Source organism: Enterobacter cloacae complex sp. ECC445, from assembly GCF_021892025.1.
Lineage (GTDB): Bacteria > Pseudomonadota > Gammaproteobacteria > Enterobacterales > Enterobacteriaceae > Enterobacter > Enterobacter chengduensis.
This window is the reverse complement of sequence record NZ_JAKLRZ010000018.1, coordinates 1-13,323: the sequence shown is the minus strand read 5'-3', so window position 1 is coordinate 13,323 and position 13,323 is coordinate 1. Positions and strand designations below refer to the sequence as shown.

Here is a 13,323-nt window from a genome sequence, read left to right as displayed (position 1 = left end):
AGGCCACGGAGGCTGTTATGCTCAGTATCTTCAAACCTGCGCCGCACAGGGCGCGTCTGCCAGAGGCAGAAATAGATCCGCTCTATCGCCGTCTGCGTTGGCAAATCTTCCTGGGGATCTTCTTCGGGTACGCGGCGTACTACCTTGTACGTAAAAACTTCGCGCTCGCCATGCCGTACCTGGTGGAGCAGGGCTTTTCCCGCGGCGATCTGGGGTTCGCGCTGTCGGGGATCTCCATCGCCTACGGTTTTTCCAAATTCATTATGGGTTCCGTGTCGGATCGCTCGAATCCGCGCGTCTTCCTGCCCGCCGGTCTGATTCTGGCCGCGGCGGTGATGCTGTTCATGGGCTTTGTGCCGTGGGCCACCTCCAGCATTGCCGTTATGTTCGTGCTGCTGTTCCTCTGCGGCTGGTTCCAGGGGATGGGGTGGCCGCCGTGCGGACGCACCATGGTGCACTGGTGGTCGCAGAAGGAACGCGGCGGCATCGTGTCGGTGTGGAACTGTGCGCATAACGTGGGTGGCGGCATTCCGCCGCTGCTGTTCCTGCTGGGGATGGCCTGGTTCAACGACTGGCACGCTGCGCTCTATATGCCTGCCTTTGGCGCCATTCTGGTGGCGATTATTGCCTTCGCGCTGATGCGCGATACCCCGCAGTCCTGCGGCCTGCCGCCGATTGAAGAGTACAAAAACGACTATCCGGACGATTACAGCGAAAAGCACGAAGAAGAGCTGACCGCAAAACAGATCTTCATGAAGTACGTGCTGCCTAACAGGCTGCTGTGGTACATCGCGGTGGCGAACGTGTTTGTTTATCTGCTGCGCTACGGCATTCTGGACTGGTCCCCGACCTACCTGAAAGAGGTGAAGCACTTCGCGCTGGATAAATCCTCCTGGGCCTATTTCCTGTATGAATACGCGGGGATCCCGGGCACGCTGATTTGCGGCTGGATGTCCGACAAGGTGTTTAAAGGCAACCGCGGCGCGACGGGCGTCTTCTTTATGACCCTGGTGACCATCGCCACCGTCGTTTACTGGCTCAACCCGCCGGGTAACCCGTCAGTAGATATGGCCTGTATGATCGTTATCGGCTTCCTGATTTATGGTCCGGTAATGCTGATTGGTCTGCATGCCCTGGAGCTGGCGCCGAAAAAAGCGGCAGGCACGGCGGCAGGCTTTACCGGTCTGTTCGGCTATCTGGGCGGTTCGGTCGCGGCAAGCGCCATCGTGGGCTACACCGTTGACTTCTTCGGCTGGGACGGCGGCTTTATGGTGATGATCGGCGGCAGCGTGCTGGCTGTACTGCTGCTGATTGTCGTGATGATCGGGGAAAAACGTCACCACGCGCAAGTGCTGGCGCGTCGTCAATAAGGAGCATTGCGATGAAATTAACTCAGCTAGCAACCGGCCTGCTGCTGGCGGGCCTGATGACAGGCTCCGCGCTGGCGGCGGATAAAATCGTGATTGCCCACCGCGGCGCCAGCGGCTATCTGCCGGAGCATACCCTGCCGGCGAAAGCGATGGCCTATGCCCAGGGCGCGGATTATCTGGAGCAGGATCTGGTGATGACGAAGGACGACCAGCTGGTTGTCCTGCACGATCACTATCTGGACCGCGTGACGGACGTGGCGGAGCGTTTCCCGGACCGCGCCCGTAAGGATGGCCGCTACTACGCCATCGACTTCACCCTGGCGGAGATTCGCTCCCTGAAGTTTACCGAAGGCTTCGAGATTGAGAGCGGCAAGAAGGTGCAGGTCTATCCGGGTCGTTTCCCGATGGGCAAATCTGACTTCCGCATTCATACCTTCCAGGAAGAGATTGAGTTTGTTCAGGGGCTGAACCACTCGACCGGTAAAAATATCGGTATCTACCCGGAAATCAAAGCCCCGTGGTTCCACCATCAGGAAGGGAAGGACATTGCCGCGAAGACGCTGGAGGTGCTGAAGCAGTACGGCTACACCAGCAAAAAGGACAAGGTTTATCTGCAGTGTTTTGACGCCGCCGAGCTGAAGCGCATTAAAACCGAGCTGGAGCCGAAGATGGGGATGGACCTCAATCTGGTGCAGCTGATTGCCTACACCGACTGGAATGAAACCCAGGAGAAGCAGCCTGACGGAAAGTGGGTGAACTACAGCTACGACTGGATGTTCAAGCCGGGCGCGATGAAGCAGATTGCGCAGTACGCCGACGGAATCGGGCCGGATTACCACATGCTGGTGGCGGAAGGCTCAACGCCGGGCCACGTGAAGCTGACGGCAATGGTGAAAGAGGCGCATGAGAGCAAGATGCAGGTCCATCCGTACACGGTTCGCGCAGACCAGCTGCCGCCGTATGCCGCGGACGTGAATCAGCTTTATGAGGTGTTATACAATCAGGCGGGCGTGGACGGGCTGTTTACGGATTTCCCGGATAAAGCGGTCGAATTCATTCACCGGAAGTAGGTTTGGTAGGTCGGGTAAGGCGTAGCCGCCACCCGACAATCAGGCTCTGCGGCCTGTAACCCTCTCCCACAGGGAGAGGGAACCAGGGTAATCACATCTCGATCTCAATATCGCCTTTTGCCCGGCAGCAGCAGGGCAAAATTTCCCCTTCGTTGATAAAGGCCAGCGGCTCGGTCAGCCAGTCCACCTGGCCTGTGACCAGACGGCAGCGGCAGGAGCCGCAGTAGCCGGAACGACACTGGTACTCTACTTCTACCTGATGCGCCTCAAGCGCCACCAGCAGAGAAGGGTGCTCTTCCCGACACAGCACCTCGGTGCCGGAAAGACTTAGCGTTACGCGTGACATCAGAGCTGGAAGTCGCTCAGGTCGTCGGTGTTGACTTCAGAATCAATCTGACCGACCAGGTAAGAACTCACTTCTACTTCCTGCGGCGCGACCTGCACGTTATCGGACACCAGCCAGGTGTTGATCCACGGAATCGGGTTAGAGCGCGTCTGGAACGGCAGATCGAGACCGACGGCCTGCATGCGGATGTTGGTGATGTACTCAACGTACTGGCACAGGATGTCTTTGTTCAGGCCAATCATGGAGCCGTCGCGGAACAGGTAGTCTGCCCACTCTTTCTCCTGCTGGGCCGCCAGCACGAACAGGTCGTAGCACTCCTGCTTGCACTCTTCGGCGATTTCCGCCATCTCCGGATCGTCCGTGCCGCTGCGCAGCAGGTTCAGCATGTGCTGGGTACCCGTCAGGTGCAGGGCCTCGTCGCGGGCGATCAGGCGGATGATTTTGGCGTTGCCTTCCATCAGCTTGCGCTCGGCAAAGGCGAAGGAGCAGGCGAAGCTGACGTAGAAGCGGATCGCCTCCAGCGCGTTGACGCTCATCAGGCACAGGTACAGCTGTTTTTTCAGCGCGCGCAGGTTCACGGTAATGGTTTTACCGTTCACGCTGTGGGTGCCTTCGCCCAGCAGATGCCAGTAGCTGGTCATCTCGATCAGCTCATCGTAATAATGGGCAATGCCTTCCGCGCGCTTCTGGATCTGCTCGTTGGTGACGATATCGTCAAACACCACCGCCGGATCGTTCACGATGTTGCGGATGATATGGGTGTAAGAGCGGGAGTGGATCGTCTCGGAGAACGCCCAGGTTTCCACCCAGGTTTCCAGCTCCGGAATGGAGATCAGCGGCAGCAGCGCCACGTTCGGGCTACGGCCCTGGATGGAGTCCAGCAGCGTCTGGTACTTCAGGTTGCTGATAAAGATATGCTTTTCGTGATCCGGCAGCGACTGGTAGTCAATGCGGTCGCGAGAGACGTCCACTTCTTCCGGACGCCAGAAGAAGGAGAGTTGCTTTTCGATCAGCTTTTCGAAAATGTCATATTTTTGCTGGTCGTAGCGTGCCACGTTGACCGGCTGACCGAAGAACATCGGCTCTTTGAGCTGGTCGTTTTTCGTCTGTGAAAAGGTGGTATATGCCATGAGTGTGTCCTGTGAGAGATTTTGTCGGTTGGGCAAACAAAATCGTAGGCCGGGTAAGCGGAGCGCCACCCGGCATTTACATTAGATCTTACATGCGCCGCTTTCGCAGCCATCGTCCTGAATGGACGGAGCCAGGTCGTCCTGGGCGTCTTCCGCACCATCACGGGTGTTGTGATAGTACAGCGTTTTCACGCCAAATTTGTAGGCGGTCAGCAGGTCTTTCAGCAACTGCTGCATTGGCACCTTGCCGGACGGGAAGCGCGTCGGGTCGTAGTTGGTATTGGCAGAGATCGACTGGTCGATAAACTTCTGCATGATACCCACCAGCTGCAGGTAGCCGTCGTTGTTTGGCATTTCCCACAGCAGCTCGTACTTGTCACCCAGCGTCTCGTAATCCGGCACCACCTGACGCAGCACGCCGTCTTTCGACGCTTTGATGCTGACGTGGCCGCGCGGCGGCTCAATGCCGTTGGTGGCGTTGGAGATCTGCGAAGAGGTCTCGGACGGCATCAGGGCAGAGAGCGTGGAGTTACGCAGGCCGTGCGTTTTAATGGACTCGCGCAGGCCTTCCCAGTCGAGGTGCAGCGGCTCGCTGACGATCGCATCCAGGTCTTTCTTGTAGGTGTCGATCGGCAGAATGCCTTTCGCGTAGGTGGTTTCGTTGAACCACGGGCACGCGCCTTGCTCTTTTGCCAGCTCGTTAGAGGCTTTCATCAGGTAGTACTGAATCGCTTCGAACGTCTGGTGCGTCAGGTTGTTGGCGCTGCCGTCGGAGTAACGCTTGCCGTTTTTCGCCAGCCAGTAGGCGAAGTTGATCACGCCGATACCCAGGGTACGGCGGCCCATTGCGCCGCGTTTAGCCGCCGGGATTGGGTAATCCTGGTAGTCCAGCAGGGCGTCGAGCGCGCGAACCGCCAGCACGGCCAGCTCTTCCAGCTCGTCCAGGCTCTTAATTGCGCCCAGGTTGAACGCGGACAGCGTGCACAGCGCGATTTCGCCGTTTTCGTCGTTCACGTCTTCCAGCGGTTTGGTCGGCAGGGCGATCTCCAGGCACAGGTTAGACTGGCGCACTGGCGCAACGACCGGATCAAACGGGCTGTGGGTGTTGCAGTGGTCAACGTTCTGGATGTAGATACGGCCGGTAGAGGCACGTTCCTGCATCATCAGGGAGAACAGATCGACCGCCTTCACGCGCTGCTTGCGGATGCTGTCGTCTTTTTCGTATTTGGAGTACAGACGCTCGAACTCGTCCTGATCGGCGAAGAACGCGTCATACAGGCCCGGCACGTCGGACGGGCTGAACAGGGTGATGTCTTCACCCTTCAGCAGACGGGTGTACATCAGCTTGTTGATCTGCACGCCGTAGTCCATGTGGCGCACGCGGTTGCCTTCCACGCCGCGGTTGTTTTTCAGGACCAGCAGGCTTTCTACTTCCAGGTGCCACATCGGGTAGAACAGGGTCGCCGCCCCGCCGCGCACGCCGCCCTGAGAGCAGGATTTCACCGCCGTCTGGAAGTGCTTATAGAACGGGATGCAGCCGGTGTGGAACGCTTCGCCGCCGCGAATCGGGCTGCCCAGCGCGCGAATACGACCGGCGTTGATGCCGATACCGGCACGCTGGGAAACGTATTTCACGATGGCGCTGGAGGTGGCGTTGATGGAATCCAGGCTGTCGCCACATTCGATCAGCACGCAGGAGCTGAACTGACGGGTAGGGGTACGCACGCCGGACATGATTGGCGTCGGCAGAGAAATTTTAAACGTGGATACCGCATCGTAGAAACGCTTCACGTAGTCCAGACGGGTGTCACGCGGGTAGTTAGAGAACAGGCAGGCGGCCACCAGAATATAGAGGAACTGGGCGCTTTCGTAGATCTCACCGGTTACGCGGTTCTGAACCAGGTATTTGCCTTCGAGCTGCTTCACCGCCGCGTAGGAGAAGTTCATGTCGCGCCAGTGATCGATAAACCCGTTCATCTGCTCGAACTCTTCTTCCGTATAGTCTTCCAGCAGATGCGTGTCGTATTTGCCCAGCTCAACCATTTTCACTACGTGATCGTAAAGCTTCGGCGGCTCAAACTGGCCGTAGGCTTTTTTACGCAGGTGGAAAATCGCCAGACGTGCAGCCAGGTACTGATAATCCGGTGCTTCGCGGGAGATCAGGTCTGCCGCTGCTTTAATAATCGTTTCGTGAATATCAGACGTTTTGATGCCGTCGTAGAACTGAATGTGGGAACGCAGTTCAACCTGGGAGATAGATACGTTGTTCAGTCCTTCTGCTGCCCAGTCGAGAACTCGATGGATTTTGTCCAGATTGATACGCTCGGTAGTACCGTCGCGCTTTGTCACCAGCAGACTCTGATTCATGTGGGGTTTACCTGTCCGTGAAATAAAAAATATCCCCCGCTTATCCACAGATCCGTCTTGTGACTAACTCTGTGGATAAATACTACATATAGGGGGTTTGCGATAAGAGAAACGCTATATGGTGAGTATTCTAGTATCGAATCTTTTCAGCACAAGGGTTGATTTTGACGTTAAATTGAGGTTGTGAAAGGGTAAAAAAGGCTAAGTCCTCGTACCGTAAGGCCTGGAAGAGATGTCAATAATTAAGAAAAAAAATTCAAAATTTGATCGAGTGCTGATTTCTTCAACGGGAGGTCAGAATTGCGCAACATGATGTCGCGCAATCTTTATAAGAATAACGAATGACGTTAGTCGTTTTTGGCGGTTGTGTGCAACATATAGTTAACATCAACGCCCGGCGCGAGCTTGAATTTATCGGTCAGCGGATTGTAGTGCAGGCCGGTAATGTGCTGCTCTTTGAGCCACGTCTGGTCGACCCAGGTTAATAGCTCCGCAGGCTTAATGAATTTCTTCACGTCGTGCGTCCCTTTCGGCACCATGCGCAGCACGTACTCCGCGCCGACGACGGCCATCAGCCAGGCTTTACCGTTGCGGTTGATGGTGGAGAAGAAGACCTGGCCGCCCGGTTTCACCAGCTTTGCACAGGCGTGCACCACCGACTGCGGATCGGGAACGTGCTCCAGCATCTCCATGCAGGTCACCACGTCGTACTGATGGGCATGTTTAGCCGCGTGCTCTTCCACGGTTTCCTGCACGTAGTCGACCTGAATGCCGGACTCCAGGGCGTGAAGGCGGGCAACCTGCAGCGGTTCAAAGCCCATATCCAGGCCGGTGACATTCGCTCCTTCGCGCGCCATGCTCTCCGCCAGGATGCCGCCGCCGCACCCGACGTCGAGCACCTTCTTACCGAACAGACCGCCGGAACGCTCCGCGATATAGCCCAGACGCAGCGGGTTAATGCGGTGCAGCGGTTTGAACTCACCTTCGAGATCCCACCAGCGGGACGCCACCGCTTCAAATTTGGCAATCTCTTCGTGGTCAACGTTGTGGGCCACCGGGGATTTTTCGGCATTCATGGGCGCTTTTACTCCTTATTTAGCAAGACAAAGGAGTATATCAGGCAATCCCGGCGAATAAAGCGTATAGGTTTACCTCAATCACCTCGGCTGTGTTATAATTTGCGACCTTTGAATCCGGGATACAGTAGAGGGATAGCGGTTAGATGAGCGACCTTGCGAGAGAAATTACACCGGTTAACATCGAGGAAGAGCTGAAGAGCTCCTATCTGGACTATGCGATGTCGGTCATTGTTGGCCGTGCGCTGCCGGACGTCCGCGATGGCCTTAAGCCGGTACACCGTCGCGTACTATACGCCATGAACGTATTGGGCAATGACTGGAATAAAGCCTATAAAAAATCTGCCCGCGTCGTCGGTGACGTCATCGGTAAATATCACCCGCATGGTGATACCGCCGTGTATGACACCATCGTTCGTATGGCGCAGCCATTCTCCTTGCGCTACATGCTGGTAGATGGTCAGGGTAACTTTGGTTCAGTCGACGGCGACTCCGCTGCGGCGATGCGTTATACGGAAATCCGTATGTCGAAAATCGCTCATGAGCTGATGGCCGACCTGGAAAAAGAGACCGTTGATTTCGTCGATAACTACGACGGCACCGAGCGCATCCCAGATGTGATGCCCACCAAGATCCCGAACCTGCTGGTTAACGGTTCGTCCGGTATCGCGGTCGGTATGGCAACCAACATTCCGCCGCACAATATCACCGAGGTGATCAACGGCTGCCTGGCCTATATCGACGATGAAGACATCAGCATTGAAGGGCTGATGACCCACATCCCGGGCCCGGACTTCCCGACGGCGGCGATCATCAACGGTCGTCGCGGTATTGAAGAAGCGTACCGCACCGGCCGCGGCAAGATTTACATCCGTGCCCGCGCCGAAGTGGAAGCGGACGCCAAAACCGGCCGTGAAACCATCATCGTTCACGAGATCCCGTATCAGGTGAACAAAGCGCGTCTGATTGAAAAAATCGCCGAGCTGGTAAAAGAAAAACGTGTTGAAGGCATCAGCGCGCTGCGCGACGAGTCTGATAAAGACGGCATGCGCATCGTGATTGAGATCAAACGCGACGCGGTGGGCGAGGTTGTCCTGAACAACCTGTACTCCCAGACTCAGCTTCAGGTCTCCTTCGGTATCAACATGGTTGCGCTGCACCATGGCCAGCCGAAGATCATGAACCTGAAAGAGATCCTGAGCGCGTTCGTCCGTCACCGCCGTGAAGTGGTGACCCGCCGTACCATCTTCGAACTGCGTAAAGCCCGCGATCGTGCGCATATCCTGGAAGCGCTGGCGGTTGCGCTGGCCAACATCGACCCGATCATCGAGCTGATCCGCCGTGCGCCAACGCCTGCAGAAGCGAAAGCCGCGCTTATTTCCCGTCCGTGGGATCTGGGCAACGTTGCCGCGATGCTGGAGCGCGCAGGCGATGACGCGGCGCGTCCTGAGTGGCTGGAACCGGAATTCGGCGTGCGTGACGGTCAGTACTACCTGACTGAACAGCAGGCCCAGGCGATTCTGGATCTGCGTCTGCAGAAACTGACCGGCCTTGAGCACGAAAAACTGCTCGACGAATACAAAGAGCTGCTGGAACAGATTGCCGAGCTGCTGCACATTCTGGGTAGCGCAGAGCGTCTGATGGAAGTGATCCGCGAAGAGCTGGAGCTGGTCCGCGATCAGTTCGGCGATGAGCGTCGCACCGAAATCACCGCGAACAGCTCTGATATCAACATTGAAGATCTGATCAACCGCGAAGACGTGGTGGTCACCCTGTCTCACCAGGGCTATGTGAAGTATCAGCCGCTGACCGACTACGAAGCACAGCGTCGTGGCGGTAAAGGTAAATCTGCAGCACGTATTAAAGAAGAAGACTTTATTGACCGCCTGCTGGTGGCCAACACCCACGACACGATCCTCTGCTTCTCCAGCCGCGGTCGTCTGTACTGGATGAAAGTCTACCAGCTGCCGGAAGCGAGCCGCGGCGCGCGTGGTCGTCCAATCGTTAACCTGCTGCCGCTGGAAGCGAACGAACGTATCACCGCTATCCTGCCGGTACGCGAGTACGAAGAGGGCGTGAACGTCTTTATGGCGACCGCCAGCGGTACCGTGAAGAAAACCGCGCTGACCGAATTCAGCCGTCCGCGTTCTGCCGGTATTATCGCCGTGAACCTGAACGAAGGCGACGAGCTGATTGGCGTGGATCTGACCTCCGGTTCTGATGAAGTGATGCTGTTCTCTGCGGCCGGTAAAGTGGTGCGCTTTAAGGAGAACGCGGTGCGCGCAATGGGTCGTACGGCGACCGGCGTTCGCGGCATCAAGCTGGCGGGCGAAGACTCCGTCGTTTCCCTGATCGTTCCGCGTGGCGAAGGTGCAATCCTGACCGTCACCCAGAACGGTTACGGTAAACGTACCGCGGAAAGCGAATACCCGACCAAGTCTCGCGGCACGCAGGGCGTTATCTCTATCAAGGTGACCGAGCGCAACGGTTCCGTTGTCGGCGCGGTGCAGGTGGACGATGCCGACCAAATCATGATGATCACCGATGCCGGTACGCTGGTGCGTACCCGCGTGTCTGAGATCAGCGTGGTGGGTCGTAACACCCAGGGCGTGATCCTCATCCGTACAGCGGAAGATGAAAACGTGGTGGGTCTGCAGCGCGTGGCCGAGCCGGTGGATGACGAAGAGCTCGATTCCATCGACGGCAGCGTCGCGGAAGGTGACGATGAAATCGCGCCGGAAGCGGACACCGACGATGACGCAGCGGATGACGCTGACGAGTAATGTCTCCTGATGCAAAAAGGGCCGGATTCCGGCCCTTTTCTTTTACGTAAGCAGACAAGTGAACGTTGCGGCAAGCCGCGTTTACCGCTACCTTAACCACATTCTTTTGACCCCGACGGCGGAGCCTCGCCCCCTTGAAATACCTCGTCTCCTTTCGTACTACGCTGAAAGTCTCTCGCTATCTGTTCCGGGCGCTGGCGCTCCTGCTTTGGCTGCTGGTGGCCCTGTTGTCGGTGTTTTACATCGTTAACGCCCTGCACCAGAAAGAAGCGGAGATCCGCCAGGAGTTTAACTTAAGCTCCGACCAGGCCCAGCGCTACATTCAGCGAACGTCTGACGTGATGAAGGAGCTGAAGTACATTGCCGAAAATCGTCTGACGGCGGAAAACGGCATCCTCGCGCTTCGCGGGCGTAATGACAAAACCGAAGTCCCGGACTTCCAGCCGCTGTTCCCGGACTCCGATTGTTCTAACATGAGCAACACCTGGCGCGGGTCGCTGGAATCCCTTGCCTGGTTTATGCGCTACTGGCGCGACAACTTCTCCGCCGCCTATGACCTGAACCGCGTATTCCTGATAGGCAGTGAAAATCTCTGCATGGCTGACTTTGGCCTGCGCGACGTGCCCGTTGAGCGCGACGATGCGCTGAAAAGCCTGCATGAACGTATTGTGAAATATCGCAATGCGCCCCAGGACGAGCGCGGAAATAACATCTTCTGGGTGAGCCAGGGGCCGCGTCCGGGCGTGGGCTATTTCTATGCCCTGACGCCGGTCTATCTCGGCAATCGCCTGCAGGCGCTGCTGGGTATTGAGCAGACCATTCGCATGGAAAACTTTTTCACCCCGGGCAGCCTGCCCATGGGGGTGACCATTCTGGATGAAAACGGTCATCAGCTGATCTCGCTTGCCGGGCCGGATAACCGGTTAAACGTCGAACCGCACTGGATGCAGGAGCGGTCGTGGTTTGGCTATACCTCAGGCTTCCGCGAGCTGGTGCTGAAGAAGAGCCTGCCGCCTTCGTCGCTGAGTATCGTCTATTCGCTGCCGGTGGACATGGTCCTTGAGCGGATACGCATTCTCATCATGAATGCCATTCTGCTGAACCTGATCGCGGGTGGGGCGCTGTTTACGCTGGCGCGCATGTATGAGCGGAAAATCTTTATTCCCGCCGAAAGCGACGCGCAGCGGCTGGAAGAGCACGAGCAGTTTAACCGGAAGATTGTCGCATCGGCGCCGGTGGGGATCTGTATTCTGCGTACCCAGGACGGAACCAATATCCTGAGTAACGAGCTGGCGCATAACTACCTGAACATGCTGACGCACGAGGACCGGCAGAGGCTAACGCAAATTATCTGCGGCCAGCAGGTTAACTTTGTCGACGTGCTGACCAGCACGCACACCAACCTGCAGATCAGCTTTGTCCATTCCCGCTATCGTAATGAAAACGTGGCGATTTGCGTGCTGGTGGATGTTTCCGCGCGCGTGAAGATGGAAGAGTCGCTCCAGGAGATGGCGCAGGCTGCCGAGCAGGCCAGCCAGTCTAAATCCATGTTCCTTGCGACGGTCAGCCACGAGCTGCGTACGCCGCTGTACGGCATCATCGGTAACCTCGATCTGCTGCAGACCAAAGAGTTGCCGAAAGGGGTCGACAGGCTGGTGACGGCGATGAACAACTCCTCCAGCCTGCTGCTGAAGATCATCAGCGATATTCTCGACTTCTCGAAAATTGAGTCCGAGCAGCTAAAAATCGAGCCGCGCGAGTTCTCCCCGCGCGAGGTAATGAACCATATCAGCGCCAACTACCTGCCGCTGGTGGTGCGTAAACAGCTCGGGCTTTACTGCTTTATCGAGCCGGACGTGCCGATAACGCTGCATGGCGATCCGATGCGCCTGCAGCAGGTCATCTCTAACCTGCTCAGCAACGCCATTAAATTCACCGACGTGGGCTGTATCGTGCTGCACGTCTGCCGGGCGGGAGATTACCTGAGCATTCGCGTGCGCGACACGGGCGTCGGCATCCCGGCGAAGGAGGTGGTGCGTCTGTTCGACCCGTTCTTCCAGGTCGGGACCGGCGTGCAGCGTAACTTCCAGGGGACCGGCCTGGGGCTGGCGATCTGTGAGAAGCTCGTCAGCATGATGGACGGTGATATCTCCGTGGATACCGAGCCCGGCATGGGCAGCCAGTTCACCATCCGTATTCCGCTCTATTCCGCGCAGTATCCGGCAAAAGCGACGGTGGACGGGCTGAGCGACAAGCGCTGCTGGCTGGCGGTGCATAACGCCTCGCTGAATGACTATCTTACGGCGCTCCTCACCCGCAGCGGGGTGAGGGTGTGTCGCTATGAAGGCCAGACGCCGGACGTGGACGACGTGCTGATCGCTGACGAGGCGCTGGAACAGCCGTGGCAGGGGAGAGGGTCGGTGCTCTTCTGCCGTCGCCACATCGGCATTCCTGTCGAGCGTGCGCCTGGGGAGTGGGTACACAGCGTCGCCACGCCGCACGAGCTGTTAAGCCTGCTGGCGCGCATCTACAAAGTGGAGCTGGAAGAGCGCGACGGCGCGGGCGGATTGCCGTCACCGGAGTCTCTGGCGTCGGTGAATGACGATATGATGATTCTGGTGGTGGATGACCATCCGATTAACCGCCGCCTGCTGGCTGACCAGCTTGGATCGCTGGGCTACCAGTGCAAAACGGCCAATGACGGCGTGGATGCGCTGAATGTGCTGAGTAAAAACCATATCGATATCGTGCTGAGCGACGTCAACATGCCGAACATGGACGGCTATCGTCTGACGCAGCGTATCCGCCAGCTTGGCCTGACGCTGCCGGTAGTGGGCGTCACGGCGAACGCCCTGGCGGAAGAGAAGCAGCGCTGTCTGGAGTCGGGGATGGACAGCTGCCTGTCGAAACCGGTCACGCTGGACGTGCTGAAGCAGACTCTGTCGATTTACGCCGAGCGCGTGAGAAAAACGCGGATATAAAAAAGGCCCGGAAGGGCCTTTTATGTTTTTCGCTCTCTCCCTGTGGGCTGAGAGATCCCCAGTAATATTTTTACCTGAAGCGATGAACGTTTCTTCGGAAAAATTCATGACTTACAGCGATGCCCTGGTCCGGCTGTAAATCGCCGAAGCGTTTCCTGCAGGCCGGGGCGAGGCGCATGGATGCGCCGAGAGGGCGGGCT

8 protein-coding genes are annotated in these 13,323 nt (G+C 57.4%); 4 read left to right on the top strand and 4 right to left on the bottom strand.

Going from position 1 to position 13,323, the window contains the following annotated elements:
* Positions 1 to 17 precede the first annotated feature (17 nt).
* Both glpT and glpQ read left to right on the top strand, forming a co-directional pair.
* Positions 18 to 1,370: a glycerol-3-phosphate transporter gene (gene glpT, locus L6R44_RS14635; protein ID WP_237424603.1), complete on the top strand. Its 1,353-nt coding sequence runs from the start codon at positions 18 to 20 to the stop codon at positions 1,368 to 1,370.
* An 11-nt stretch (positions 1,371 to 1,381) separates the two neighbouring features.
* A complete protein-coding gene (glpQ, locus tag L6R44_RS14630) occupies positions 1,382 to 2,440 on the top strand; it encodes a glycerophosphodiester phosphodiesterase (protein WP_237424602.1) in 1,059 nt (352 codons plus the stop codon).
* A gap of 91 nt (positions 2,441 to 2,531) precedes the next feature.
* On the opposite strand, the gene yfaE is transcribed toward glpQ, so the two are convergent.
* The 4 genes from yfaE to ubiG all read right to left on the bottom strand — a co-directional run bounded on the left by yfaE (position 2,532) and on the right by ubiG (position 7,359).
* A complete protein-coding gene (gene yfaE, locus L6R44_RS14625; protein ID WP_032641917.1) occupies positions 2,532 to 2,786 on the bottom strand; it encodes a class I ribonucleotide reductase maintenance protein YfaE in 255 nt (84 codons plus the stop codon).
* Positions 2,786 to 3,916 (bottom strand): class Ia ribonucleoside-diphosphate reductase subunit beta, encoded by a 1,131-nt coding sequence (nrdB, locus tag L6R44_RS14620; protein ID WP_045327964.1) that lies wholly within the window; start codon positions 3,914 to 3,916, stop codon positions 2,786 to 2,788. The genes yfaE and nrdB overlap by 1 nt, the downstream gene beginning before the upstream one ends.
* An 81-nt stretch (positions 3,917 to 3,997) precedes the next feature.
* The gene (gene nrdA, locus L6R44_RS14615; RefSeq protein WP_237424601.1) at positions 3,998 to 6,283 is read right to left on the bottom strand and encodes a class 1a ribonucleoside-diphosphate reductase subunit alpha; all 2,286 of its coding nucleotides are present in this window, start codon (positions 6,281 to 6,283) and stop codon (positions 3,998 to 4,000) included.
* A gap of 347 nt (positions 6,284 to 6,630) precedes the next feature.
* A complete protein-coding gene (gene ubiG / locus L6R44_RS14610) occupies positions 6,631 to 7,359 on the bottom strand; it encodes a bifunctional 2-polyprenyl-6-hydroxyphenol methylase/3-demethylubiquinol 3-O-methyltransferase UbiG (RefSeq protein WP_032641911.1) in 729 nt (242 codons plus the stop codon).
* A 146-nt stretch (positions 7,360 to 7,505) separates the two neighbouring features.
* On the opposite strand from ubiG, the gene gyrA reads away from it, so the two are divergent.
* Positions 7,506 to 10,142 carry a DNA topoisomerase (ATP-hydrolyzing) subunit A gene (gene gyrA / locus L6R44_RS14605; RefSeq protein ID WP_045327968.1) on the top strand — a complete coding sequence of 879 codons (2,637 nt, stop codon included), beginning with the start codon at positions 7,506 to 7,508 and terminating at the stop codon, positions 10,140 to 10,142.
* Positions 10,143 to 10,276: 134 nt separating this feature from the next.
* Positions 10,277 to 13,123: a two-component system sensor histidine kinase RcsC gene (rcsC, locus tag L6R44_RS14600; RefSeq protein ID WP_032641907.1), complete on the top strand. Its 2,847-nt coding sequence runs from the start codon at positions 10,277 to 10,279 to the stop codon at positions 13,121 to 13,123.
* Positions 13,124 to 13,323: the final 200 nt, after the last annotated feature.

Coding starts and splice junctions, on each gene's coding strand:
- nrdB (WP_045327964.1), bottom strand. CDS start 3,916: ATGGCATATACCACCTTTTCACAGACGAAAAACGACCAGCTCAAAGAG.
- yfaE (WP_032641917.1), bottom strand. CDS start 2,786: ATGTCACGCGTAACGCTAAGTCTTTCCGGCACCGAGGTGCTGTGTCGG.
- glpT (WP_237424603.1), top strand. CDS start 18: ATGCTCAGTATCTTCAAACCTGCGCCGCACAGGGCGCGTCTGCCAGAG.
- nrdA (WP_237424601.1), bottom strand. CDS start 6,283: ATGAATCAGAGTCTGCTGGTGACAAAGCGCGACGGTACTACCGAGCGT.
- glpQ (WP_237424602.1), top strand. CDS start 1,382: ATGAAATTAACTCAGCTAGCAACCGGCCTGCTGCTGGCGGGCCTGATG.
- gyrA (WP_045327968.1), top strand. CDS start 7,506: ATGAGCGACCTTGCGAGAGAAATTACACCGGTTAACATCGAGGAAGAG.
- ubiG (WP_032641911.1), bottom strand. CDS start 7,359: ATGAATGCCGAAAAATCCCCGGTGGCCCACAACGTTGACCACGAAGAG.